This is a genomic window from Cupriavidus sp. L7L (genome assembly GCF_004353535.1).
GTDB classification, from domain to species: Bacteria; Pseudomonadota; Gammaproteobacteria; order Burkholderiales; family Burkholderiaceae; genus Cupriavidus; species Cupriavidus oxalaticus_A.
On the sequence record NZ_SMNY01000010.1, the window covers coordinates 1 to 25,126 of the forward strand.

General features: G+C 66.9%; 22 protein-coding genes and 2 pseudogenes. 11 read left to right on the forward strand and 13 right to left on the reverse strand.

The genetic code is table 11. The annotated features are described in order from the left end of the window. Positions 1-134 precede the first annotated feature (134 nt). The 3 genes and pseudogenes from E1J61_RS11815 to E1J61_RS11825 form a co-directional block, all read right to left on the reverse strand. On the reverse strand, positions 135-986 hold the full coding sequence (locus E1J61_RS11815; RefSeq protein WP_133094251.1) for an EamA family transporter: 852 nt from the start codon (positions 984-986) through the stop codon (positions 135-137). Between the two features lie 87 nt (positions 987-1,073). Then, entirely contained in the window at positions 1,074-2,207 is a 1,134-nt protein-coding gene (locus tag E1J61_RS11820) for a 2-aminoethylphosphonate--pyruvate transaminase (protein WP_133094252.1), read from the reverse strand. Positions 2,208-2,264: 57 nt separating this feature from the next. Next, positions 2,265-2,609: pseudogene (locus E1J61_RS11825) on the reverse strand (ABC transporter permease subunit); the annotation flags it as partial. A gap of 332 nt (positions 2,610-2,941) precedes the next feature. Between E1J61_RS11825 and E1J61_RS11830 the strand changes: the two are divergent. The 5 genes from E1J61_RS11830 (at position 2,942) to gdhA (ending at position 9,053) form a co-directional block, all read left to right on the forward strand. Beyond that, complete coding sequence (locus tag E1J61_RS11830) at positions 2,942-3,661, forward strand: phosphonate utilization associated transcriptional regulator (RefSeq protein WP_133094253.1); 720 nt, start codon at positions 2,942-2,944, stop codon at positions 3,659-3,661. Between the two features lie 47 nt (positions 3,662-3,708). After that, positions 3,709-4,977 (forward strand): phosphonoacetate hydrolase, encoded by a 1,269-nt coding sequence (gene phnA / locus E1J61_RS11835; RefSeq protein WP_133094254.1) that lies wholly within the window; start codon positions 3,709-3,711, stop codon positions 4,975-4,977. A gap of 78 nt (positions 4,978-5,055) precedes the next feature. Then, positions 5,056-6,519, forward strand: coding sequence for a phosphonoacetaldehyde dehydrogenase (gene phnY, locus E1J61_RS11840; RefSeq protein WP_133094255.1), 1,464 nt, complete (start codon positions 5,056-5,058; stop codon positions 6,517-6,519). 145 nt (positions 6,520-6,664) lie between these two features. Next, positions 6,665-7,420: a DeoR/GlpR family DNA-binding transcription regulator gene (locus E1J61_RS11845; RefSeq protein WP_133094256.1), complete on the forward strand. Its 756-nt coding sequence runs from the start codon at positions 6,665-6,667 to the stop codon at positions 7,418-7,420. 289 nt (positions 7,421-7,709) lie between these two features. Beyond that, positions 7,710-9,053, forward strand: a complete 1,344-nt coding sequence (gene gdhA, locus E1J61_RS11850; protein ID WP_133094257.1) for an NADP-specific glutamate dehydrogenase — start codon at positions 7,710-7,712, stop codon at positions 9,051-9,053. 105 nt (positions 9,054-9,158) lie between these two features. Here the strand turns inward: gdhA and E1J61_RS11855 are convergent, their stop codons facing one another. After that, entirely contained in the window at positions 9,159-9,590 is a 432-nt protein-coding gene (locus E1J61_RS11855; RefSeq protein WP_133094258.1) for a phasin family protein, read from the reverse strand. Between the two features lie 271 nt (positions 9,591-9,861). On the opposite strand from E1J61_RS11855, the gene E1J61_RS11860 reads away from it, so the two are divergent. Then, positions 9,862-11,403, forward strand: a complete 1,542-nt coding sequence (locus E1J61_RS11860; protein ID WP_133094259.1) for a methyl-accepting chemotaxis protein — start codon at positions 9,862-9,864, stop codon at positions 11,401-11,403. Between the two features lie 80 nt (positions 11,404-11,483). On the opposite strand, the gene E1J61_RS11865 is transcribed toward E1J61_RS11860, so the two are convergent. Continuing rightward, a complete protein-coding gene (locus E1J61_RS11865) occupies positions 11,484-12,854 on the reverse strand; it encodes an esterase-like activity of phytase family protein (protein WP_133094260.1) in 1,371 nt (456 codons plus the stop codon). 347 nt (positions 12,855-13,201) lie between these two features. Between E1J61_RS11865 and E1J61_RS11870 the strand changes: the two genes are divergently transcribed. After that, positions 13,202-15,439 carry an NADP-dependent isocitrate dehydrogenase gene (locus tag E1J61_RS11870; RefSeq protein ID WP_133094261.1) on the forward strand — a complete coding sequence of 746 codons (2,238 nt, stop codon included), beginning with the start codon at positions 13,202-13,204 and terminating at the stop codon, positions 15,437-15,439. 84 nt (positions 15,440-15,523) lie between these two features. On the opposite strand, the gene E1J61_RS11875 is transcribed toward E1J61_RS11870, so the two are convergent. After that, complete coding sequence (locus E1J61_RS11875) at positions 15,524-15,742, reverse strand: hypothetical protein (protein WP_133094262.1); 219 nt, start codon at positions 15,740-15,742, stop codon at positions 15,524-15,526. A 198-nt stretch (positions 15,743-15,940) separates the two neighbouring features. Here E1J61_RS11875 and E1J61_RS11880 point away from each other — a divergent pair, with 198 nt between their 5' ends. Together E1J61_RS11880 and E1J61_RS11885 are read left to right on the forward strand one after the other, a co-directional pair. After that, positions 15,941-16,228 carry a hypothetical protein gene (locus tag E1J61_RS11880; protein WP_133094263.1) on the forward strand — a complete coding sequence of 96 codons (288 nt, stop codon included), beginning with the start codon at positions 15,941-15,943 and terminating at the stop codon, positions 16,226-16,228. Positions 16,229-16,312: 84 nt separating this feature from the next. Next, positions 16,313-16,687 (forward strand): hypothetical protein, encoded by a 375-nt coding sequence (locus E1J61_RS11885; RefSeq protein WP_133094264.1) that lies wholly within the window; start codon positions 16,313-16,315, stop codon positions 16,685-16,687. Between the two features lie 62 nt (positions 16,688-16,749). Here the strand turns inward: E1J61_RS11885 and E1J61_RS11890 are convergent, their stop codons facing one another. The 4 genes and pseudogenes from E1J61_RS11890 to E1J61_RS11905 all read right to left on the reverse strand — a co-directional run bounded on the left by E1J61_RS11890 (position 16,750) and on the right by E1J61_RS11905 (position 18,815). Next, positions 16,750-17,004, reverse strand: coding sequence for a translation initiation factor 1 (locus tag E1J61_RS11890; RefSeq protein ID WP_133094265.1), 255 nt, complete (start codon positions 17,002-17,004; stop codon positions 16,750-16,752). Between the two features lie 82 nt (positions 17,005-17,086). After that, positions 17,087-17,308 carry a translation initiation factor IF-1 gene (infA, locus tag E1J61_RS11895; protein ID WP_133094266.1) on the reverse strand — a complete coding sequence of 74 codons (222 nt, stop codon included), beginning with the start codon at positions 17,306-17,308 and terminating at the stop codon, positions 17,087-17,089. Between the two features lie 74 nt (positions 17,309-17,382). After that, entirely contained in the window at positions 17,383-17,643 is a 261-nt protein-coding gene (locus E1J61_RS11900) for an isochorismatase (protein ID WP_133094267.1), read from the reverse strand. Positions 17,644-18,061: 418 nt separating this feature from the next. Beyond that, positions 18,062-18,815 (reverse strand): annotated as a pseudogene (locus tag E1J61_RS11905) (LysR family transcriptional regulator). 157 nt (positions 18,816-18,972) lie between these two features. On the opposite strand from E1J61_RS11905, the gene E1J61_RS11910 reads away from it, so the two are divergent. Then, complete coding sequence (locus tag E1J61_RS11910) at positions 18,973-19,650, forward strand: isochorismatase family protein (protein WP_133094268.1); 678 nt, start codon at positions 18,973-18,975, stop codon at positions 19,648-19,650. A gap of 85 nt (positions 19,651-19,735) precedes the next feature. After that, the gene (gene ycaC / locus E1J61_RS11915) at positions 19,736-20,362 is read left to right on the forward strand and encodes an isochorismate family cysteine hydrolase YcaC (RefSeq protein ID WP_133094269.1); all 627 of its coding nucleotides are present in this window, start codon (positions 19,736-19,738) and stop codon (positions 20,360-20,362) included. Positions 20,363-20,489: 127 nt separating this feature from the next. Here the strand turns inward: ycaC and E1J61_RS11920 are convergent, their stop codons facing one another. From E1J61_RS11920 to E1J61_RS11930, 3 genes are all read right to left on the reverse strand, one after another. Next, on the reverse strand, positions 20,490-21,848 hold the full coding sequence (locus E1J61_RS11920; RefSeq protein WP_133094270.1) for an MFS transporter: 1,359 nt from the start codon (positions 21,846-21,848) through the stop codon (positions 20,490-20,492). 32 nt (positions 21,849-21,880) lie between these two features. Beyond that, entirely contained in the window at positions 21,881-23,485 is a 1,605-nt protein-coding gene (locus E1J61_RS11925) for a benzoate-CoA ligase family protein (RefSeq protein WP_133094271.1), read from the reverse strand. A 92-nt stretch (positions 23,486-23,577) separates the two neighbouring features. Then, on the reverse strand, positions 23,578-25,125 hold the full coding sequence (locus tag E1J61_RS11930; protein WP_133094272.1) for a 3,4-dehydroadipyl-CoA semialdehyde dehydrogenase: 1,548 nt from the start codon (positions 25,123-25,125) through the stop codon (positions 23,578-23,580). Position 25,126 lies beyond the last annotated feature (1 nt).

Below are 25,126 nucleotides of genomic sequence, written 5' to 3' on the forward strand. Positions count from 1 at the left end.
AGCGGGGGTGGGGTGCCGCGGACCCGGCGGACGCGGCGGCTTTCGTGGAAAAACAGCGGGTTGCGCCGAAGGCGGGGTGGGGTGCGAATGGCCCGGGCGCGGCGCGGGGCGCCCACCCCGCCCGCGTGTGGCGTCTAGCGTGCCAGCTGCAGCGTCAGGATGCCGGCCAGCACCAGCCCGGTCGCGATCAGCCGCCGGCGATCGAACGGTTCGCGCAGCAGGAAATGACCCAGTAGCGCGGCAAAGATCACGCTCGATTCACGCAGGGCCGCCAGCTTGGTCACCGGCGCCAGCGTCATCGCCCACAGCATCAGCGCGTACGAGCCCACGCGGTTGATGCCGCCGATCCAGGCGCGCTTCCATTCCGCGCGCAGCGGCGTCAGCAGTGCGCTGCCGCGCCGGTTCAGCGCGTAGACGGGCATGAAGATGTGCGACATCGCCTGCAGCCAGACGATGTAGGTGAAGACTTCGCCGTAGCGCTTGACCGCCGTGCCGTCGATCACCGTCCCACCGGCCAGGCACGCGCCGGCCAGCAGCGCAAAGCCGAGCAGGTCCGGCGACTGCCGGCGCCAGCGCACCAGGCTGACCAGGCCGCAGCAAATCAGGGCGATGCCGGCATAGCCGCCGGGGCCGAGCCGCTCGGTGCCGGTCAGCAACAACAGGACCGCCACCATCATCGGCGCCGAGCCGCGCATCAGCGGATAGGCCTGGCTGAAGTCGCCACGGTTGTAGGCGGCCACGAGCGCCAGCTTGTAGACCACTTCCAGCGCCACCGTGGCCAGCAGGAAGGGCCAGGCCTGCGGCGCGGGCATGGGTACGAAGAACAGGAAGGGAATCGCCACCAGCAGGCAGAAGGTGTCGATCAGCGCCATCGACGACAGGCGGTCGCCGCCGATCTTGACGATGGCGTTCCAGGATGCGTGCATCAGCGCGGACAGCATCACGGCGGCAAAGGCGACGCCGTGGAAGTCGGTGGGGAGGGGCATCGGAAGTGTGTCTGGACCCGGGGTTTGCTCCCCTCTCCCGCAGGCGGGAGAGGGGAGCCTGCTGCTAGCGTTGGGAGGGAAAACCGATCATGCCGCCTGCGCCAGCGGTGCCTGCATGTCAATCCCCATTTCCCGCAGCACCTCGCCAACCGCCGTCACCACATTGCGCATTTCGTTGTCGTCGATCGCGCCAATGCAGCCAACCCGGAACGTCTCCACCTGCGTCAGCTTGCCCGGATACAGGATGTACCCGCGCTCGCGCACCTTGCCATAGAACGTCTTGAAGTCATAGCGCGCATCCGCCGGCGCATGGAAGGTGACGATGATCGGCGCCTGCACCGCCGCCGGCAGGAACGGCCGGAAGCCGAGCTCGCCCATGCCTCGGATCAACGCATCGCAATTCTTGCGATAGCGCGCCCGGCGCACCGGCTGCCCGCCTTCTTCCAGGAACTGGTCCAGCGCCGCGCGGAACGCCGCCACCACGTGCGTGGGCGGCGTGAAGCGCCACTGCGTGGTCTTCTGCATGTAGACGTACTGGTCGTACAGATCGAGCGCCAGCGAATGGCTGTTGCCCTGGCTGGCTTCCAGCGCATCCTTGCGCACCAGCACGAACCCCATGCCCGGCACGCCCTCGATGCACTTGCCGGTGGCAGCCACCAGCGCATCGAACGGCATGGTGCGCGCGTCGATCTCGATCGCGCCGAACGAACTCATCGCATCGACGATCAGTCCCTTGCCAAGCCGCTGGCACAGCGCTGCAATCTCCGGCAGCGGGTTCAGCACGCCGGCGCCGGTCTCGCAATGCACCTGCGCCACGTGCGTGATCGACGGGTCGCGTGTGAGCGCCTGCTCGATCAGCGCGGCCGTGGCCGGCTGGTCTTCGGGGAGCGGCAGTTCCACGCTGGCGCGGCCCAGCACCTTGCAGATCTTCAGGATGCGCTGGCAGTACGCCCCGTTCTGCGGCACCAGTACCTTGCCGTCGCGGGGCACCACGTTGGCAATGGCGGCTTCCACGGAAAAGGTGCCGCTGCCCTGCATCGGCACGCACACATGGGTGCCTTCGCCGTGGACGATGCGCACGAGGTCATCGCACAGGCTGCGCGTGATGCTGTTGAAGCTGGCATCCCACGATCCCCAGTCGCGCAGCATGGCCTGCTTGGTCGCGAGCGAGGTGGTGAGTGGGCCGGGGGTCAGAAGGATCGGGTCGTTGCCGCGGATCATTGGGAACTCCTCGTTGTGAAGGAGATTGGGGAAGGAGAAATTGCGTATTGGAAGAGTTCAGTCGCTTGCCTGGCCCTGGCGCCATGCCTGGGTCTTGCGGTCGAGCACGCGTTGCAGCAGGTAATAGAGCAGGCAGGCCAGCGCGGAGGTCACCACCACCAGCGTGGCCATGGCCGCCGCCGGGCCGATGTCGCCGGACTCGTCCAGGTTGACGATCTCGACCGAGGCCAGCTTGGTGTCGGCGCCGTAGAGGAACACCACCGCCGACACCGTGGTCATGGCGTTGATGAACAGGTAGCGCGAGATCTCCAGGATGGCGGGCAGGCCGGCCGGCACAGTGACTTTGAAGAAGGTCTTGTAGAAGGGCACCTTCAGCGATGCGGACACGGCCTCGAACTCGGCTGGCGGCGCCCAGTGCGAGCAGGGCGGCGGCGGTGTGCAGGGCGGACTTGATGGACGGTTTCATGAGGCCTCCGTTTTCCGGCATTGTGGGTGGAGATATGTGTCATTTTGGTGAATATGTTGCAACGTGTGGCGCGGCGTTGCGCAGCCATGTATCACCTTGAAACCCTTGTCCTACAACACTCGCAAGACATATGGCCGGCTATTTCCAGCTTTTGCGTCACCCTGTTGGTGCCACCGATGTCTTGATTGTTGACAATATACAAACCGCTTGCTTTAATCGCAACAAGGATTTTCGATATTGCTGAATCCGTCACAAACGGGAGTTTTTCATGTCACGCCAAGTCCCGCTGGCGAGCGAAATCACCATCCTGCAGAGCCAGTCGCTGACCACGCTGGTCCAGCGCGAACTGGAGCTGCGGATCATGTCCGGCGAACTGCCGCCGGGAGCCAAGCTCAACGAGGTCGAAGTCGCGGGCCAGCTCAACGTTTCGCGCGGCCCGGTGCGTGAAGCGTTCCGCGCGCTGGAGCAGGCCGGCCTGCTGCGCACCGAAAAGAACCGCGGCGTGTTCGTGCGTGCCATCTCGGTGCGGGAAGCCGACGAGATCTATGAACTGCGCGCGGTGCTCGATGAATTCGTCGGCCGGCAACTGGCGGCCCGCATCACGGCGGAAGGCTTGCGCGAACTGCGCGCGCTGGTCGAGGCGCTGGGCGCCGCCAGCGCTGCCCGCGACCTGGACGAATACGCGCGCCTGAACTTTGCCTTCCACGACCGCATGGTCGAGCTGGCCGGCAACGGCAAGCTGCTCGACACCTACCGGCGCCTGGTCAAGGAGCTGACGCTGTTCCGGCGCGAGGCGCTGTCGGGCAGCAACGCGGCCATGCCCGATTCCACCCGCGAGCACCGCGCCATCGTCTCGGCCATCGCCGCGCGCGACGGCGAGCTGGCGGGGCGGCTGATGCGCGAGCACGTCGAGCGCGGACGCGCGCGCATGCATGCCGCTGTCGATCCCGATACCGCCGGTACCGCCGGCACCGGCGCGGCCGACTGACGACCACAACCATCGATTCCCAAACACTCGCACACCGGACCGCCACCATGCCCGATACCAACGTTCCCGCCCGCACCATTACCGTCAACCAGCGCTGCTACCGCTGGATGCAGCAGCCCGTCGTGGTGGTCTGCGTCGACGGCTGCGAGTTCGACTACCTTGAGGCCGCAGCCGCCAGCGGCAGCGCGCCTTACCTCAAGCAACTGCTCGCCAGCGGCTCGTCGTTCCGCGGCGCGTGCGTGGTGCCCACCTTCACCAACCCGAACAACCTTTCCATCGTCACCGGCGCGCCGCCCGCGGTGCACGGCATCTGCGGCAACTATTTCTTCGACCGCAGCGCCAATGACGGCCGCGGCGAGGAAGTGATGATGAACGACCCCAAGTACCTGCGCGCGGGCACCATCCTGGCCGCGTTTGCGGGCGCCGGCGCCAGCGTCGCGGTGGTGACCGCCAAGGACAAGCTGCGCCGCCTGCTCGGCCACGGCATGCGCGGCATCTGCTTTTCGTCCGAGAAGGCCGACCAGGCCACGGTGGCGGAGAACGGCATCGACGGCGTGCTGGAACTGGTCGGCATGCCGGTGCCCGATGTCTACAGCGCCGAGCTGTCCGAGTTTGTCTTTGCCGCTGGCGTGCGGCTGATGGAAACGCGCCGCCCCGACCTGATGTACCTGTCCACCACCGACTACATCCAGCACAAGTTCGCACCCGGCTCCGACGGCGCCAACGCCTTCTACGCGATGATGGACAAGTACCTCGCGCGCCTGGATGAACTCGGCTGCGTGGTGGCGCTGACGGCCGACCACGGCATGAACGCCAAGCACGACGATGCCACCAAGGCGCCCAACGTGATCTACCTGCAGGACCATCTGGATGCATGGCTTGGCCGCGGCGTTGACGAGGGCGGGGCGCGCGTGATCCTGCCGATCACGGATCCCTATGTGGTCCACCACGGCGCGCTCGGCTCGTACGCCACCGTCTACCTGCCCGAAGGCGCCGACCGCGACGCGCTCAAGGCCCGGCTGTCCGCCCTGCCGGGCGTGGAAAGCGTGCTCGACAACACCGAAGCCTGTGCGCGCTTCGAGTTGCCGTCCGACCGCGTGGGCGACCTGGTGGTGACTAGCGACAAGCACGTGGTGCTGGGCACCAGCCGCAGCCGCCACGACCTGTCCGGGCTCGATGCGCCGCTGCGCTCGCACGGCGGCGTCTCGGAGCAGACCGTGCCGCTGGTGTTCAACCGTCCGACGGCCGGCATCCCGGGCAAGACCGTGATGCGCAATTTCGACATCTTCGACGTGGCGCTCAATCACCTGCACTGAACCTGCACTGAACCTGCACTGAGAGCTGCACCGCGGCCCGCAGCGGGCCGTTGCTCCCGTACTGACCGGAGAAATCCCATGAATGCCCCCCATTTCCCTGCAGGCACCGTCAGCCCGCACTTCCGCGCGGAGGCGCTGCGCATCGATGGCCAGAAGATCGTGCGCGAGCGCGTGATCGAGGTGCGCAACCCGTATGACGGCACGCTGGTGGGCACCGTGCCCAAGGCCACGCTCGACGACGTGCGCCGCGCCTTCGGCGTGGCGCAGGCGTACCGTTCCAAGCTGACCCGCTACGAGCGCGCCGCCATCCTGAACCGCGCCGCCGCGCTGCTGCGCGAGCGCACCGAGGAAGCGTCGGACCTGATCACGCTGGAGTCCGGCCTGTCCAAGAAGGACTCGCTGTACGAGATCGGCCGCGTGGCCGACGTGCTCGGCTTCGCCGCCACCGAGGCGCTGCGCGACGACGGCCAGCTGTTCTCCTGCGACCTGACCCCGCACGGCACGAAGCGCCGCGTGCTGACCCAGCGCGAGCCGCTGCTCGGCGTGATCTGCGCCATCACGCCGTTCAACCACCCGATGAACCAGGTGGCGCACAAGGTGGCGCCGTCGATTGCGACCAACAACCGCATGGTGCTGAAGCCGTCGGAAAAGGTGCCGCTGTCGGCGTACTACCTTGCCGACCTGCTGTACGAGGCCGGGCTGCCGCCGCAGATGCTGCAGGTGGTCACCGGCGACCCGCGCGAGATCGCCGATGAGCTGATCACCCATCCGGCCGTCGACCTCGTCACCTTCACCGGCGGCGTGGCCATCGGCAAGTACATCGCCAGCAAGGCCGGCTACAAGCGCGTGGTGCTGGAGCTGGGCGGCAACGATCCGCTGATCGTGCTGGCCGACGCCGACCTCGAGCGCGCCTCCGACCTCGCGGTGCAGGGCTCGTACAAGAACTCGGGCCAGCGCTGCACCGCGGTCAAGCGCATGCTGGTGCACCAGGCGGTCGCGGCGCGCTTCACCGAAATGGTGGTGGAGAAGACCCGCGCGTGGACGTATGGCAACCCGATGGACCGTGGCGTCGACATGGGCACGGTGATCGACGAAGAGGCCGCCATGCTGTTCGAGGCGCGCGTCAACGAGGCGGTGGCGCAGGGCGCGCGGCTGCTGGCCGGCAACCAGCGCATCGGCGCCAGCTACGCGCCGACGGTGATCGACCGCGTCGACCCGGCGATGACGGTGGTGAGCGAGGAGACCTTCGGGCCTGTATCGCCCATCATCACCTTCCGCGATATCAATGATGCGATCCGGATTTCCAACGGCACGGCGTTCGGCCTGTCGTCGGGGGTCTGCACCAACGATATCGAGGCGTTCACGAAGATCGCCAACTCGCTGCATGTCGGCACGGTGAACCTGTGGGAAGTGCCGGGCTACCGCATCGAGCTAACGCCTTTCGGCGGCATCAAGGATTCGGGGCTGGGCTACAAGGAAGGCGTGCAGGAAGCGGCCAAGAGCTTTACCAATTTAAAGACGGTGACGTTGCCGTGGGCGTGAAGTATCAAGCGCGTTGATTCGACCGCCGGTCTGCTCGCTCTCACGCAAGCGGGAGAGCGAGCAGGTCCGCGGTAGTTGGCTGCCACCATGCCAATCACACCCGCGCTAGAATCACCGCTCAGCTAAACACGCTCCCGGAGTCCCCGTGCTCGCCGAACAACGGCAGAAATACATCCTCGACCAGCTCTCCGCCACCGGCGCCCTGGCCATCAGCGAGCTGGTGGCCGAGCTCGACGTCTCGCGCGAGACCATCCGGCGCGACCTGAACACGCTCGCCGGCCGCGGCCTGCTGGTGCTGACCCACGGCGGCGCGCTGGCCTCGGACCGCACCGAGCCCGACACCCAGGCCCGCGCCGCGGTCAATGCCGAAGGCAAGCGCGCCATCGGCGTGCGCGCCGCGGAACTGGTGCGCGACGGTGCATCGCTGATCCTGGACTATGGCACCACCACCCATGCGGTGGCGCAGGCGCTGCACGGCCACCACAACCTGCTGGTCTACACCAACGACCTTGCCATCGCCCAGCTGCTGGGCAGGCGCAACGGCAACCGCGTGATCGTGCTTGGTGGCGAGCTGCAGGACAATGAAGACGCGACCCACGGCTGGGACACTATCGAGCAGCTGTCGCGCTACCACACCGACTTTGCCTTTATCGGCATCGGCGGCGTCACGCCCCGCGGCGAGATCTGCGACTTCTCGCGCGCCGCGGCCGAACTGCGCAGCCGCATGCTGATGGCTGCCGACACCCCATGCGTGGTAGCCGACTACACCAAGTTCGGCCGCAACACCGGCGTGACGATCAAGCACTTCGACCTGGCTGCCTGGCTGATCACGGACATGGCGCCCGAGCCGGAAATCGGGGCGGCGCTGAAGGAGCGCGGCGCCAAGCTGCTGATTGCCTAGCCGCGCGGCAAGTCGTTTTTCGATCGCATCTGTGCGCTGATCGAACGAAAAGCCCCGCTGTTCGCACCAAAATGTAGCCTTCACTTGGCAGTCACAGGTGTTTTGACTGCCACATGCCCCATGCTGGTGCTACAGTTTCGGGTTGCCAGACAGGCACGGCATGCCGTCAATGTCTGGACAATTGGAGGCCACCCACCTTCCCCCCGGCGCAACGCCAAACGGCTCCAGAGACCGGCACCAGCCGGCAGGGCCGTCAGACCAGACACAGCACCAGCACAGCAGAGACATCGTGAACGTTCCTTCCCTCGACGCATTCCTGGCGGGGGTCGCCCGCCGCGACCCCAATCAACCTGAATTCCTCCAGGCCGTGAAGGAAGTGATGATGACGCTCTGGCCGTTCGTCGAGCGCAATCCGCGCTACGCCGACCAAGCCCTGCTCGAGCGCCTGGTCGAGCCCGAGCGCGTGATCCAGTTCCGCGTGGCCTGGACCGATGACCGCAACCAGGTGCAGGTCAACCGCGCCTTCCGCGTCCAGCACAGCTCGGCGATCGGCCCGTACAAGGGCGGCATGCGCTTCCACCCGACCGTGAACCTGTCGGTGCTGAAGTTCCTGGGCTTCGAGCAGACCTTCAAGAACGCGCTCACCACGCTGCCCATGGGCGGCGGCAAGGGCGGCTCGGACTTCGATCCCAAGGGCAAGTCCGACGGCGAAGTGATGCGCTTCTGCCAGGCGCTGGTGACCGAGCTGTACCGCCACCTCGGCCCCGACACCGATATCCCGGCCGGCGACATCGGCGTGGGCGCGCGTGAAGTCGGCTTCATGGCCGGCATGATGAAGAAGCTGTCGAACCAGTCCGCCTGCGTCTTTACCGGCAAGGGCCTGGCCTACGGCGGCAGCCTGATGCGCCCGGAAGCGACCGGCTACGGCACCGTCTACTTCGCCCAGGAGATGCTGCACCGCCGCGGCCGCGAGTTCGACGGCCTGCGCGTGCTGATCTCCGGCTCGGGCAACGTGGCGCAATACGCTGCCGAGAAGGCGATCGAGCTGGGCGCAAAGGTGCTGACCCTGTCAGACTCCGGCGGTGTGCTGCACTACCCGCAAGGCATGACCACGGGGCAGCTGGCCGAAGTCATGGCCTTCAAGAACGAAGAGCGCGGCCGCCTGCTCGACTTTGCCGCCCGCCACGGCATGCGCTTCGAAGCCGGCCGCACCCCGTGGCACGTGCCCGCCGACGTCGCGCTGCCGTGCGCAACGCAGAACGAGCTCGACGGCAACGATGCCGAAACCCTGCTCGGCAACGGCGTGATCTGCGTGGCCGAAGGCGCCAACATGCCGTCGACGCTGGAAGCGGTGGACCGCTTCGTCGACGCGAAGATCCTCTACGCGCCGGGCAAGGCCAGCAACGCCGGCGGCGTGGCGACCTCCGGCCTGGAGATGTCGCAGAACGCGATGCGCCTGTCGTGGCACCACGCCGAGGTCGACGAGAAGCTGCACGCGATCATGAAGGACATCCACCAGAACTGCATCCACCACGGGCAGAAGGCGGGTGGGTATATCAACTACGTGGAAGGGGCGAACATTGCCGGCTTCGTCAAGGTGGCGGATGCCATGCTGGCGCAAGGGGTGATCTGACGATCTGACCCGGACGCGGCCGGTGCAATGCCGGCCGTCGGCACGACGGAGGCCCACCGGAGCCAGGCTCTGGGATAGTGGGCCGTCCGATACCAGGGCCGGCCGCTAGCCCTTTTTCCCGGGCTGCTGGAACAGTGCGCCGGCCTCCTTGACGTTCTGCTCGGCGCGCTTGCCGATCACGGTCAGCGCTTCGGCCTGCGCCTTCTGCGCGGTCTCGGCCAGCTCGCGCATGTTTTCGAACGCCCGCTGCAGCGCCTGCTGCACCAGCTCGCCATGCTTGGCCATGGCCTCGGCCGGATTGCCCGTGGTGCCGTACTGCTGCGCCGCGGCCTGCAGTTGCTGCATGGTCTGCATGAAGATTTCCTGCTGCTTTTGCATCACGGCCTGCATGCCCTCGTAGGCCAGCTTGTTGGCCTCGGTCAGGGCCTCGATATCCTTGCGGCGCGCCTCGATCACGGCGTTCATGTCGAGGCCCGGCACGCGGAACTGTTCCATCAGCTTGGTGAAATCGGCAAAAGGATTGGGAGGCGTGGCCATGCTGGATCTCCTGGTGGGGGAAGTGTGAGCAGGGGTGGAGCGGGCCGCGGGACGGCCCTGCGCCGGATTTCACTCCACTATAGCCGGAATCCGCACACTTCTAGCCGTCAATCGAGGAAGACCCTAAAGTTTCGGTCCCCCATGCCGTTGCCATCCATAGCCCGCGCCTGCGCCGGCCCGTCGGGCCCGCCCGCGGACGACAAGAGCGGAGAACGCAGCGCCCACCGGGCGCCGGCACTTCGCCGTAACCAGTCCTAATCAGGTAGAAGACATGAAGAATCTAGGAATCGGGGTCCGCCTCGGCATCGGTTTTGGGGTGGTATTGCTGCTGTCGGCGCTCATGACGGTATTCGGCATGATGCGCCTGCAGCAGGTGGCAGAGCGCACCCACGCGATGATGCAGCAGCCGCTGACCAAGGAGCGGCTGGTCAGCGACTGGTACCGGCTCATGCACACCAGCGTGCGCCGCACCACCGCGGTGGCGCGCAGCGCCGACCCTTCGCTGGGCCAGTTCTTTGCCGCCGAGACCAAGGCGTCGATCGAAGGCATCGCGCAGCTGCGCGACAAGCTGCAGCCGATGCTCAGCTCCGAGCAGGAAAAGGCAGCGTTCCAGAAGATCCTGAGCGTGCGCGACCCGTATAACAACGGCCGCGACAAGATCACCAAACTCAAGCAGGAAGGCCTGACCGAAGAGGCCAACCAGGTGCTGGAGAAGGAATTCGTCCCGGCCGGCGACGCCTACCTGGCCGAGATCCAGAAGCTGCTCGATATCCAGCGCACCAGCATCGACGCCACCGCGCGCGAGATCAACGATATCTACGTCAACGCGCGCAACAGCCTGATCGGGCTGGGCGTGGTGGTGCTGGCGATCGGCATCGCGTTCTCGGTGTGGCTGACCAGCGGCATCACGCGCCCGCTGCACCGCGCCGTGGCGGTGGCCCGCACCGTGGCTTCCGGCGACCTCACCAGCCGCATCGACGTCGACAGCCGCGACGAGACCGGCCAGCTGCTGCAGGCATTGGCCGACATGAACGCCAATATCCTGCGCATCGTGCGCCAGGTGCGCGCGGGCACCGAGTCGATCGTGTCGGGCACCAGCCAGATCGCGGCCGGCAACACCGACCTGTCGCAGCGCACCGAGGAGCAGGCTTCGTCGCTGCAGCAGACCGCGGCCAGCATGGAAGAACTGACCAGCATTGTGCGCCAGAACGCGGACAATGCGCGCCAGGCGAGCACGCTGGCGGTCAATGCCTCGGATATCGCCGAGAAGGGCGGCGCAGTCGCGGGCAAGGTGGCCGAGACCATGGAAGAGATCAACGGCGCGTCGAAGAAGGTGGTCGACATCATCGCCGTGATCGAAGGTATTGCCTTCCAGACCAATATCCTGGCGCTGAACGCGGCGGTGGAAGCGGCGCGTGCCGGGGAGCAGGGCCGCGGCTTTGCCGTGGTGGCGGGCGAAGTGCGCAGCCTGGCGCAGCGCAGCGCGACCGCGGCCAAGGAGATCAAGGCGCTGATCGGGGATTCGGTGGATCGCGTCGAGAAGGGCTCCATGCTGGTGACGCAGTCGGGCCAGACCATGGAAGAGATCGTCGCGGCGGTCAAGCGCGTGACCGACATCATGGGCGAGATCAGCGCGGCGTCGGCCGAGCAGAGTTCGGGGATCGAGCAGGTGAACCAGGCCGTGACGCAGATGGACACGGTGACGCAGCAGAACGCGGCGCTGGTGGAAGAGGCGGCTGCGGCGGCGGGTTCGCTGGAGGAACAGGCGCAGCGGTTGAAGGAGGCGGTGGCGACGTTCAGGCTGGTGGCCTGACGGTGATCCGCTGGTTTTCCCCCCTCTCTCCCTGGGAGGGGGGGCGGGGGAGAGGGGAGCACTCCCCCCCGGCGCTGGCCTTACCGCGCCTTCAAAAACTCCCCCACCTCCAGCAACACCAGCTCATTGTCATCCGCGCGATTCGGTTCGCGGCTGCTGCTGAAGGGCAGGTTGTTGTCGTTGCCGACCACGATATGTGTGGCATCGACCAACTCGACGTTCTCGATGGTAAAGAACGGGAACGCCAGCACGCCATCGGTCAGCGGCTTGCGCGCCAGCTTGCGCGGATCGGCAATGCGCAGCAGGTCGATGTAGCCGACCTTGCGCACCGGTCCGCCGGCATTGGCGTCGGTCAGCTCGACCTTGTAGACCCGCTTGAACTTCGCCACATCGTCGAAGCAATCCGGCCGCTTCTGCCCGGCCGGGCAGGCCTTGTCCGGCGTGCCCTCGCCGTTGTCGCGCTCGATGATCAGGCCGTGGCTGGCGTCGATCATGTTGAAGTCACCGATGGCGTGGCTGGCGCCTTCCAGCACGTACTTCCAGTGGCGGCCGGTCCAGGCCTGCTGCTTCACGTCGAATTCCAGCACGCGCAGGTACGGCTTGCCGCCCTCGCTCTCATAGGCCCTGGCATCCTCGTTCCACAGGGCGCCTTCCAGCAGCGCATACAGCTTGCTGCCGTCGGGCGACGATGCCATGCCCTCGAAGCCCTTCGAGCGCTTTACCTGGAACTTGATGCCGGCGTCCGGCGCGCCGGGCGTGGTCACCGCCGGATGGTCGGGCGAGCGCACCAGCTTGCCGCCGGCCATGGTTTCGAACACCGCCAGCACCTTGCCATTCATGTCGGCCTTGATCAGGAACGGACCGAACTCGTCGCCGATCCAGATGGCGCCGCCCGCGAACTGGAAGCTCTCGGTGTCGAAGTCCGAGCCGGTCAGGTAGCGCTGCTTCGTGCCCTCGTGGACGATGCGGAATGGCACCTTCTTGTCCGGATCGTGCAGGAAGATCGTCTTCAGCCGCCGGAACTGGCCGGTGCCGAAATCCACCTTGTACTGGTTCAGGTACAGCATGAAGTCAGGCGAGTTGGCCTTGGCGCCCGCGCCGTTGTCGGTCAGCAGCCAGAAGCTGCCGTCGGCCATGCGCTTGATGCCGGAGTGCCCCTGGGCCGGCTGGCCGCGGAACGGCAGCGAGACGCCGGTCGGCCGGCCGTTGGACTTGCCTTCGATCGTGCCCGGCGCCTCGGTGCGCTGCGCGGTGGTGAACTTGCCGCTGACCTGGAGATCCGCCGGAGCATCCTTGGGCGCCGACAGCAGGGTTTGCGCGGGCAGCACCGCATGGCCGGCGAGCGTGGCGGGGAAGGCTTCGGGCGCATCGGCCCACGCCGGCAGGGCGCCCAGCAGCGCTGCGGCCACGGCGAGCCGGGCCAGCGGCAGGGCAGGCAAAGGTCGGGACATGATCGGTTCCTTGGCGTTGAGAGGACAAAAGACGACATTGTCGGCGCCAAGTTTGACAACTCTGTGATTCGTCGGGCGCACCTGGGGCATCGGTGGCCTGACCCCAGCTTGTCCCGAAATGTCAATTCGGGCGCCGGACCGGCACCGTTCGGGTGCAACGGGCGAAACCAGGCGCCACCGGACCGGCGCCGGCCTGATTTTCTGCCCGATTGCCGCGCAAAATGCGCTGGTTTTCAGACTACTGAAAGCAAACTGAGGCAAAATTCTATCTTTCGCCTAGTTTGTCGCCCTGACCGTGACCCGGCAGGCAGAAGTCCCACCCACCGATAGAGGATCTGAGAGAAGCAATGAGTACCCAGCAACCCACCATCATCTACACGCTGACCGACGAAGCTCCGCTGCTGGCGACCAGTGCGTTCCTCCCGATTATCCAGACCTTCACCAAGCCGGCCGGCATCAACGTCACCACCAGCGACATCTCGGTGGCCGGCCGTATCCTGGGCGAGTTCCCCGAATTCCTGACCGAAGCACAGCGCGTGCCGGACAACCTGGCCGAGCTGGGCAAGCTGACGCAGCAGCCGGACACCAACATCATCAAGCTGCCCAACATCAGCGCCTCGGTGCACCAGCTGGTCAGCGCCATCCGCGAGCTGCAGGGCAAGGGCTACAAGGTGCCGGACTATCCGGAAGACCCGAAGACCGACGAAGAGAAGGCCATCCAGAAGCGCTATTCCAAGTGCCTGGGCTCGGCCGTGAACCCGGTCCTGCGCGAAGGCAACTCCGACCGCCGCGCCCCGGCCGCGGTCAAGAACTACGCGCGCAAGCACCCGCACAGCATGGGCGAGTGGAGCATGGCCTCGCGCACGCACGTGGCCCACATGAAGCACGGCGACTTCTACCATGGCGAAAAGTCGCTGACGCTGGACAAGGCCCGCGACGTCAAGATGGAGCTGATCACCAAGAGCGGCAAGACCATCGTGCTCAAGCCCAAGGTCTCGCTGCAGGACGGCGAGATCATCGACAGCATGTTCATGAGCAAGAAGGCCCTGTGCGCCTTCTATGAAGAGCAGTTCGAAGACGCCCGCGCCACCGGCGTGATGCTGTCGCTGCACGTCAAGGCGACCATGATGAAGGTGTCGCACCCGATCGTGTTCGGCCACGCCGTCAAGATCTTCTACAAGGAAGCCTTCGCCAAGCACGGCGCGCTGTTCGACGAACTGGGCGTGAACGTCAACAACGGCCTGGTCAACCTGTACGAGAAGATCGAGTCGCTGCCCAGCTCCAAGCGCGAAGAGATCATCCGCGACCTGCACGCCTGCCACGAGCATCGCCCGGAACTGGCGATGGTGGATTCGGCCAAGGGCATCTCGAACCTGCACGCACCGAACGACGTGATCGTCGATGCCTCGATGCCGGCCATGATCCGCATCGGCGGCAAGATGTGGGGTGCCGACGGCCGTCCGAAGGACACCAAGGCCGTGATCCCGGAAAGCACCTTTGCCCGGATCTATCAGGAGATCATCAACTTCTGCAAGACCAACGGCAACTTCGACCCGACCACCATGGGCACGGTGCCGAACGTCGGCCTGATGGCGCAGAAGGCCGAGGAATACGGCTCGCACGACAAGACCTTCGAGATCACCGAAGACGGCGTTGCCAATATCGTCGACCTGGCCACCAATGAAGTGCTGCTGACGCAGAACGTCGAGCAGGGCGACATCTGGCGCATGTGCCAGGTCAAGGACGCGCCGATCCGCGACTGGGTCAAGCTGGCCGTCACGCGCGCGCGCAACTCGGGCATGCCGGCCGTGTTCTGGCTGGACCCGTACCGTCCGCACGAGGCCGAGCTGATCAAGAAGGTCGAGGCCTACCTGAAGGACTACGACACCAACGGCCTGGACATCCAGATCATGTCGCAGGTGCGCGCCATGCGCTACACGCTGGAGCGCGTGATCCGCGGCCTGGACACCATCTCGGTGACCGGCAACATCCTGCGCGACTACCTGACCGACCTGTTCCCGATCATGGAACTGGGCACCAGCGCCAAGATGCTGTCGATCGTTCCGCTGATGGCCGGTGGCGGCATGTATGAAACCGGCGCCGGCGGCTCGGCTCCGAAGCACGTCAAGCAGCTGGTGGAAGAGAACCACCTGCGCTGGGATTCGCTGGGCGAGTTCCTGGCGCTGGCGGTGTCGCTGGAAGACGTCGGCATCAAGACCGGCAATGCCCGCGCCAAGATCCTGGCCAAGACGCTGGATGCCGCCACCGGCAAGTTGCTCGACAACAACAAGAGCCCGTCGCCCAAGACCGGCCAGCTGGACAACCGCGGCAGCCAGTTCTACCTGGCGATGTACTGGGCCCAGGAACTGGCCGCCCAGTCGGACGACGCGGACCTGGCCGCCAAGTTCGCGCCGCTGGCCAAGACGCTGACCGATAACGAGCAGAACATCGTGGCCGAGCTGGCCGCGGTGCAAGGCAAGCCGGTCGACATCGGCGGCTACTACCAGCCGGACGCAGCCAAGCTCAGCGCAGCGATGCGCCCGAGCCAGACGCTGAACGCCGCGCTGGCGTCGGTCACGGCCTGATGGATGCCGGCCCGCATGACGGGCCGGAGCAGGGTCGCAACCCCGGGGACGAGGTCCCCGGGGTTGTTTCTTTTCCGGGCCGGGCTAAGTGTCCGGCTGCACTTCCCAGCCTTGTTCCGTGCCCTTTTTCTGGTCGCGGTAAGTCCAGCGCGCGCCGCAGTCCTGGCACACAAAGGTGCTGATGGTGATCGCGGCTGACCCGGGCGGCTTGATGCGCTGGGTATCGGTAATGCGCAGCGCGGCGTGCCCTGGGGCGCCGCGGCGGTGGCGTTCGATGGCCTGGCAGGCAGTGCAGAGTGTCATCCGTTCTTGTCCGTTTGATGCGGCACTGTAGCATGCACGGACAGAGCGGCCTCGGCGCCGGCCCAGTCAAGAAGCTCCGCCAGCGCGGAGCTTTCTTGTTTTGTGCGGCGCCATCTTCCACCGGCATGAAATAAAGCCACTCATGATGCAGCAACAGGCGTAGAGTGAGGGGAACACCACCAACCCGCGGAGGCTGTCATGGATGTTTATCCAGCTGCGACTTACAAGGGATATGACGTCTATCCCCTGGTGTACAAGCATGCCGTCGCGCGGGTGTGGCCGGAGCCCAGGCCAGACCGCTCGTTCGATGCCGCGGTGGTGATCTGCCTCGCCGGCGAATCGCCTGAAAGCGCGCAGGCACGCACGTTCCGCCTGGATGCCGCCCCCTGGGACAACGTGGGCGGCGCGCGCCGCGGCGCACTGCGCTATGCCGAAGACATCATCAACGGCACGGTGCCGGGGGTGTCGCTGGTCATGGCGCAATAAGAATACTCCCCCCATCAACGCGGCACGATGCCGCCCGGCGCCAGCGCGTGCGGCAGCATCCGTCAGCCAGCAGGGAATTCGTTCATGGACATGCGTTCGGGATCATCCGGTTTTCTGTGCACGTTGCCCGGCGAGGGCAAGGGCATCACCTACCACGTCGCGGTCTGCTTCATTGATGCGCAGCGGCCCACCGGCGTGCTCTTCACCAGCTTTGTCGGGGCCGGGCGGCGCGCATTCGCCGTGCTGGCCGAAGCCGATGCGTTACCGGAGCAGCTTGGCGCCAGCGGCGAAGCGCTGTGCCGGCTGGCCATCGGCCAGGTGGTGCGCGACCAGCTGCATGACAAGGCGCGCGAGGGCGACTATGTGCTGGACCTCGGCGCCGTGCCGTGGGACGGCGAACTGAGACCGGTCGGCAGCGGTGTCCGGGCCGGACGGCCGCATGTGCGCGTAGTGGGCTGAGGCGGCGCTCCGGGGCGCCCAGGCCGCTCGTGCCGGCACGCGGCAACACGGCACGATTTCCGTCAGATATTGAACACCGGGGCGCCGTGGCGCTCCAGCAGCGCTTCGATCAGCGCCATGTCGGCGATTTCGGGCGTGCGGTCTTCCACCGCGCGCGACGGGCCGCAATAGGTCGCGGTCACATGGCGCCTGACCGTCAGTACGCCGGCGGCCGGCGGCGCGATCTGTACCTCCTGCCACGGTGCGTGCCGGTAGGTGCCTGCCTGCCAGCCTTCCGGCGTCAGGTGCAGGGCTTCCCATTCTTCGATGGTCGACATGGTCGGTTCTCCTATGCGATGAAATGACGTGTTGGGGGATGGCATGCGCCGGTGCGGCGCATGCCATGGCGGAAAACGCGGCCTACGACTTGTGTCGATAGTTGATGCGTCCCTTGGTCAGGTCGTACGGCGACATTTCCAGCGTGACGCGGTCGCCGGCCAGCACGCGGATGCGGTTCTTCTTCAGGCGGCCGGACGAGTAGGCCCAGACCTCGAACCCGTTTTCCAGCACGACGCGGAAGCGATTGTCCGGCAGCACCTCGGATACCTTGCCGCCAAATTCCACCAGTTCTTCTTTTGCCAAAGAGGCTCCTTGCGAGAGCGGCGCCGGGATGGCGCACGCCGTTGTGACGGCCCGTAGGCCGGAAGATCGGTTGGTTACCGCAGGCGCAGCCGCGCCGCGGCGCGTTCGCCGGCACGCCGCGCGGCCTGGCACGCACGGGCTTCGGTCCGGTGCGTGTCATGGCGCATGGCCACGTTGGCGACGATGCGCTCGGCGCCGTTGCGGTATTCGGCAATCATGTAGGTCGCGAACCAGAGGCCGGGTTCCTGCTGGATCGGATAGACCGAAACGGTGTACGGGTCCTGGCTGTGCCGGTTGTCGAGGCGTTGGTTGTGGTGGTGCTTGTGTGGCTTCAATGTGTTGTCCGTTCAAGAGGCGCGGCCGCGGGCGGCGCGGTGCATCGGTCCGATGCAGGCGGCGCAGGATTGGCGACCGTTCGCCGTTGCTGTAGGCCAGCGTCGGGGCCCGCGCGCGGCGCAGGCAGGGAGTCTGGCGGGAAGTGGACCATGCCTGCGCAACCGGTGCGCTGCGAGGGGCGCGGTGGTTGCGGAGCGGACGTGCCGCCGGTCGGATAGGGTGAGGGGCGTTGTCGCCCCGCGGATTGCCGGGATCGGGCCCGGCCACCGCCGATGTACTTCTTGTGGGATGGTCCTGCGGCGGGTGCACTGGCGTCGGGCGTTGCCGATCCGTGCAAATGAACCCGCATGATACCACTTCCGGCGCGGACCCTTCCCGCATGCCGGACAGCGCACTCGGTGTGTCCCTGCCAGGCGCTCAGGTTTCGCTGATCTGCGCGAACCGCCGCGACAGGAAATCGATCAGCTCGCGCACTGAAGGAAGCAGCCCCCGCCGCGACGGGAACACCGCGTGGATCACGCCGCCCTTGATCGACCAGCCGGGCAGCACCCGGACCAGGCGGCCCTCGCGCAGTTCAGGCTTGTGGTGCAGCTCGGCGCTGGCGCCGTCGGGGCCGTGCAGCGCCCACAAATGCGTGGGACGCGGCGGACCCAGGTCCAGCGTCGGCAGCGGGTCCAGGTCGGCCGGCGTCAACAGCGGGGGCCGGCCCTCCACCAGCCAGCGGCGGCACGCGCACGCGGATAGCCAGGTCCACGCCTTCGGCGACCACGTCCACGCGGCGGTTGGTGGCCTCCAGGTGCACCGTGACCTTCGGGTTGGCGGCCATGAATTCCGCAATCATTTCGCCCACGCGGGTATGCAGCAGCGCCACCGGGCAAGTCATGCGCACCAGGCCGCTGGGTTCGGCGCGAGTGCGCTCGATCACACTCTCGGCGGCCTCCGCCTCGACCAGCATCGCCTTGCAATGCGCGTAGTAGGTCTGCCCCAGTTCGGTCACGGAAAAGCGGCGCGTGGAGCGCTGGATCAGGCGCACGCCCAGCCGCTCTTCCAGCATGGCCACGCGCCGGCTCAGCTTGGACTTGGGGATCCCTAGCTCGCGCCCCGCCGGGGCAAAGCCCTGATGGTCGACTACCTGTGCAAAGTAATACAGGTCGTTGAGGTCTGGATGCAACGGCGGCTCCTGTCGTCCTGCCAGTAGGACGCTGAGGACGGATTTTCAAGCCTACCGGGGCAATCTGCCAAGACCTATGCTTTTGCCACACGGTCGGTTCCACGGCGTCGGCGCCACGGCCACCGTATCCCAGTCCACTGTGCAAGGAGAAAGCGAGATGACCACCCCCGCCAATTTCAATGGCAGGCGCCCCGCAATCGATCCCGCCGATACGGCCATGCTGCTGATCGACCACCAGAGCGGCCTGTTCCAGACCGTGGGCGACATGCCGATGCCCGAGCTGCGCCTGCGCGCCGCCGCGCTGGCCAGGATGGCAACGCTGTGCAAGCTGCCCGTCATCACCACGGCCTCGGTGCCGCAAGGCCCCAACGGCCCGCTGATTCCCGAGATCCACGAGAACGCCCCGCATGCCAGGTATGTCGCGCGCAAGGGCGAGATCAACGCGTGGGACAACCCCGACTTCGTTGCCGCGGTGAAGGAAACCGGCAAGAAGACGCTGATCATCGCCGGCACCATCACCAGCGTTTGCATGGCGTTCCCGTCGATCAGCGCGGTCGCCGACGGCTACAGGGTGTTCGCCGTGGTCGATGCCTCCGGCACCTATTCCAAGATGGCGCAGGAAATCACGCTGGCGCGCATCGTCCAGGCCGGCGTGGTGCCGATGGATACCGCCGCGGTCGCCTCCGAGTTGCAGCAGAGCTGGAACCGCCCGGACGCGCAGCAATGGGCCGAGGTCTATACTAAGATCTTCCCCGCCTACCAGTTGCTGATCGAGAGCTACATGAAGGCGCAGGACGTCGAGAAGAAGCACGAGGTGCTGGACTCCCAACGCTGACATTCTTCGCACAGGCAAGGCTTTTACCCACGGAAGCGGCCGGTGAGAAATCCTCCGGCCGTGCCCGTTTTCACAGGAGCACGCCATGAGCAAGACCTACAAGCGCCTGGACAAGAGCCAGGCAGCTGTCCTGATGGTCGACCACCAGGCCGGCCTGCTGTCGCTGGTCCGGGATATCGAACCCGACAAATTCAAGAACAACGTGCTGGCATTGGCCGACCTGGCCAAGTATTTCAAGCTGCCGACCATCCTGACCACCAGCTTCGAAGACGGTCCCAACGGTCCGCTGGTGCCCGAGCTGAAGCAGATGTTCCCCGACGCGCCGTTCATCCCGCGGCCGGGCCAGATCAATGCCTGGGACAATGAAGACTTTGTCGCGGCGGTGCGCGCCACCGGCAAGAAGCAGCTGCTGATCGCGGGCGTGGTCACGGAGGTGTGCGTGGCATTCCCGGCGCTGTCGGCGATCGAGGAAGGCTTCGACGTCTTTGTCGTGACCGATGCCTCCGGCACCTTCAACGAAATCACGCGCGATTCCGCGTGGCGCCGCATGTCGGAGGCCGGCGCGCAGCTGATGACGTGGTTCGGCGTGGCCTGCGAGCTGCACCGCGACTGGCGCACCGATATCGAGGGACTGGGCACGCTGTTCTCGAACCATATCCCCGATTACCGCAACCTGATCACGGCATATACGACGGTGAAGGGCGGGAAATAATCCGCATTGCCTGCAGGACTGCCGGTTTGCTCCCCTCCCGCTTGCGGGAGAGGGGCAGGGGAGAGGGGCAGGGGGAGAGTGCAGGCCGTGGGTATGCCCGTGGATGTGCCGACGGGCGAGATAACACTCAAGCCTGCTTCACCGCGCCCCCCACTGGCTCCCGCTCGACCTCGCCCTGCGCCGAGGCCGACCGGCGGTGGTCGATCAGCGACACCGCCAGCACCGCGATCACCGCCGGGATCGCGATCGCCATGAAGTTCTGCTGCAGCGGCAGCGACATCCCCACCAGCACGCCGATCACGATCGGCGCCAGGATCGCGCCGCTGCGGCCCACGCCCGAGGCCCAGCCGATGCCCGTGCCGCGCACCGCCATCGGGTAGAACTGGCCGGCATAGGCATAGGTGACGATCTGCGTGCCGATGGTCGAGGCACCGGCCAGTCCCACCACCACGAACAGCGCGGCGGTCGGCATCGGGTAGCCCAGCAGCGTGATCGAGATCGCTGCCAGCGCGTACATGCCGATCAGCACATGCTTGATCGGCAGGCGGTCGGCCAGCCAGCCGCCGCCCACGGCGCCGATCATCGCTCCGAAGTTCAGCACCAGCACGAAGGTCAGCGCGGAGCCCAGGCTGTAGCCGGCGGCGGCCATCAGCTTGGTCAGCCACGAGCTGAGCGCATACACCATGAACAGGCACATGAAGAACGCCACCCAGAACATGGCCGTGCTGAAGCCGCGGCCGTCCTGGAACAGGCGGCGGATCGGCGCGCTGCCTGACTTGTCGTCGGCGGGCAGCGTGAAGACGTCGCCGGCCTGCGGGCGGTGCGATGGCACCAGCCGTGCTACCACGCCCTGCAGCGTGGCGGTCTGCCTGGTGCGGATCAGGTAGGGCATCGACTCCGGCAGCGCGCGCAGCACCAGCGGAACCAGCAGCACCGGCAGCCCCGCGGCCAGGAACACCGACTGCCAGCCATAGCTTTCGATCAGCCCCTTGCCCAGCAGCGCGGCCAGCATGCCGCCGACCGAATAGCCGCTGAACATCAGCGTCACCAGCGTGCCGCGCAGCTTGCGCGGCGAGTACTCGGTCATCTGCGCCACCACGTTGGGCATCACGCCGCCGATACCCAGCCCCGCCAGGAAGCGCGTGACGCTGAACGCGACCGGATCGCTGGCAAGGCCCGCGGCCGCGGTGAACACGCTGAACAGCCCGATGCAGACGGCGATGGCGCGCCGGCGGCCGATACGGTCGGCAATGGTACCGAGGAAGATCGCGCCGAACATCATGCCGAACAGCGCGGAGCTGACCATGAAGCCCGCGCTGGTCGCGGTGACGCCCATCTCCTTCATGATCGACGGCAGCGCGATGCCGGCGACGGCCAGGTCATAGCCGTCGAAGATGATGATGAGCGCGCACCAGAACAGGATCTGTGCATGGAAGCGGTTGAAGCGGGCCTCGTCGGCCAGCTGGTGGACATCGATCTGACGCATGGTTGTCTCCGGTAGGGTGGGATGGCGCGTGCTTACGCCACTGCTACGGCGCGCTCTGCGGCGGCCTTCAGTTCGCGCTCGCGCAGCACGAAGCGCTGGATCTTGCCCGTGGCGGTCTTGGGCAGCGTGTCGACGAATTCGATCGCACGCGGGTATTTGTAGGCGGCCAGCCGCTCCTTGACGAAGGCCTTCAGCTCGCCGTCGCCCAGCTGCGCGCCGGCCTTCAGCACCACGAAGGCCTTGGTCTTGACCAGCCCTTCCTGGTCCGGCACGCCGATCACCGCGGCCTCCAGCACGGCGGGATGCTGCACCAGCGTGGCCTCGACCTCGAACGGCGAGACGTAGATGCCGCTGACCTTGAGCATGTCGTCGCTGCGGCCGGCGTAGCTGTAGCTGCCGTCCGCGTTGCGCACGTACTTGTCGCCGCTCTTGGTCCAGCCGCCGCGGAAGGTCTCGCGCGATTTCTCGCGGTCGGCCCAGTACATCATCGCGGCGCTGGGGCCCTGGATATAGAGATCGCCGATCTCGCCGTCGGCAACGGGCTGGCCGCATTCGTCGCGCAGCTCGATGGCGTAGCCCGTCACCGGCCAGCCCGTGGTGCCGTAGCGCACCTGACCGGGGCGGTTGGAAAGAAAGATATGCAGCATCTCGGTGGAGCCGATGCCGTCGATGATCTCGCAGCCGAAATGCGCGGTGAAGCGCTGGCCGATCTCGGCGGGCAACGCTTCGCCGGCCGACGAGCACAGCCGCAGCGCCACGTCGGCGCGCGCGGGCAGCGCGGGGTTGGCCAGCATGCCGGCGTAGCCGGTGGGCGCGCCGAAGAACACCGTGGGTTTGTGTTCCAGCCAGCGGCGGAAGGTGGCCTCGGGCGTGGGCCGCTCGGCCATCAGCACCACCGTTGCGCCAACGCTCAACGGAAAGCTCAGGCCATTGCCGAGGCCGTAGGCGAAATACAGCTTGGCCGCTGAGAAGCAGATGTCGTCCTCGCGCAGGCCCAGCACCGGGCCGGCATAGAGCGCGGCGGTCCAGTACGGGTTGCCGTGGCTGTGCACCACGCCCTTGGGCTGTCCGGTCGAGCCTGACGAATACAGCCAGAAGCCCGGATCGTCGCAACTGGTCGCGGCGGGCGCGGCGAGCGGGGTTTGCGCGGCGAGCACCGTGTCGAGCGGCACCATGCCCTCGGGCAACTGCCCTTGCGCGCGCGACACGAACACCTTGCCCACCTCATGCCCGGGCACCGCCAGCGCGTCCCGCAGCACCGGCAGCAGCGCCGCCGACACCAGTACCGCCTGCGCGCGGCTGTGCTGCAGCATGTAGACGTAGTCATCCGCGGTCAGCAGCGTGTTGACCGCCACCGGCACGACACCGGCGTACATCGCACCCAGAAAGCTCACGGGCCAGTCGGTGCAGTCGTGCATCAGCAGCAGCACGCGTTCCTCGCGGCGCACGCCGGCGCCGAGCAGCGCGGCGGCCAGGCGCCGCGCCTGCTGCGCCAGCTCGCCGTAGGTAAGCCGGCCATCGTCATCGATATAAGCGGTCTTGTCCGGGCGCCCGGCATTGCACGCCAGCAGGTGCGCGGCAAAGTTGAAGGACGCGCCCGGCGGCTGCACCGGGACGTCTGCGGTGGTGGCGGTCATGCTTGTCTCCCCGTTACTGGTGTACGGTGTGCTGCGCGCCGCCATGCGAGGACGGCGCGGTGAAGGAGGGTGAAGGCGTGTGGAACCGGCGCTCAGGCCAGCGTGCCAAGTACCTCGGTGCTGGCCTGGATCGCGCTGCGGCGATGGTAGAAATGCAGCGCGCGCAGGCCGCCCAGCTCCTCGCCGCCGCCGGCGCGGCCGGGGCCGCCATGCAGCGATTGCGGCATCACGTTGCCGTGGCCGGTGTGCAGCTGCGCGACGTCGGGAGAGATCACATGCACGCGGCCGTGGCTGTCGGCCAGTTCCACGGCGGCGGCGCCGAGCGCAGCGGCATCGCTGCCATAGAGCGAGGCCACCAGCGAACCCTGGCCGCGGCGCACCAGTGCGAGCGCATGCGGGGTATCGCGATAGGGCAGAAGCGTGGCGACCGGGCCAAATACTTCGGTGTCATGCACCGCCGCGGCCGCATCGGCATCGCTGGCGCCGAGCAGCGTCGGCCCGAGGCAGCAGGCCACGGCCGGATCGGCGTCGACCAGCGGCTGCCGCGTGCCGTCGTGCAGCACCTGCGCGTGCCGGCGCAATGCCGCCAGCGCCGCGGTGACCGCATCGAACTGCGCGCGGCTGACCAGCGCGCCCATGCGCACCGAGTCGTTGCGCGGATTGCCGACGATGACTTTCGAAAGCCGCGCGCCGATCGCTTCGGCGGCCTGCCCGTAGAGCGCCTCGGGCACGAACACGCGGCGGATCGCAGTGCACTTCTGCCCGGACTTGACCGTCATCTCGCGCACCACTTCTTTCACCAGCAGCTCGAACGCGGCGGTGTCCGGCCCCGCCTGCGGCAGCAGCACCGCGCTGTTGATGCTGTCCGCCTCGATATTCACGCGCACCGAGCGTTGCGCGACGGCCGGATGCGAGCGGATCACCGCCGCGGTATCGGCCGAGCCGGTGAACGACACCACGTCGAACGGCTGCAACTGGTCCAGCAATCCCGCCGAGCTGCCGCAGACGACCGACAGCGCGCCCGCCGGCAGCACGCCGGCCTCGACCACGTCGCGCACCATGCGCTGCGTCAGCCAGGCCGTGGCGGTGGCGGGCTTGGCGATGACCGGCACGCCGGCCAGCAGCGCGGGCGCAGCCTTCTCCCACAGTCCCCAGCCCGGGAAGTTGAAGGCATTGATAAACAGCGCCACGCCGCGCGTCGGCACCAGCACGTGCTGCGACTGGAACAGCGGATCCTTGCCCAGTCGCGCGGCCTCGCCGTCGGGCAGGAAGCGGCGGTCGCCGAGCGCATCGCCCAGCTTGGCATAGGTGCCCAGCGTAAAGATGCCGCCATCGATATCGACCGCGGAGTCGTTCTTCACGGTGCCGCTGTTCGCGGTGGCAATCTCGTAATAGGCATCGCGGTTGGCCTGCAGCACCTTGACGATGTCGGCCAGCAGCGCGGCGCGCTGTCGGTAGGTCAGCGCGCGCAGCGCGGCACCGCCCTGTTCGCGCGCGAAGGCAAAGCCGGCGGCGAGATCCAGGCCGGCCGCATCGACCCGCACCAGTTCATCGCCCAGCACGGGATCGAACAGCGGCGTGCCGGCACCGCTGCCGGCCTGCCACTTGCCGCCGAGGTAGTTGGAAAGCAGTTCGGTCATG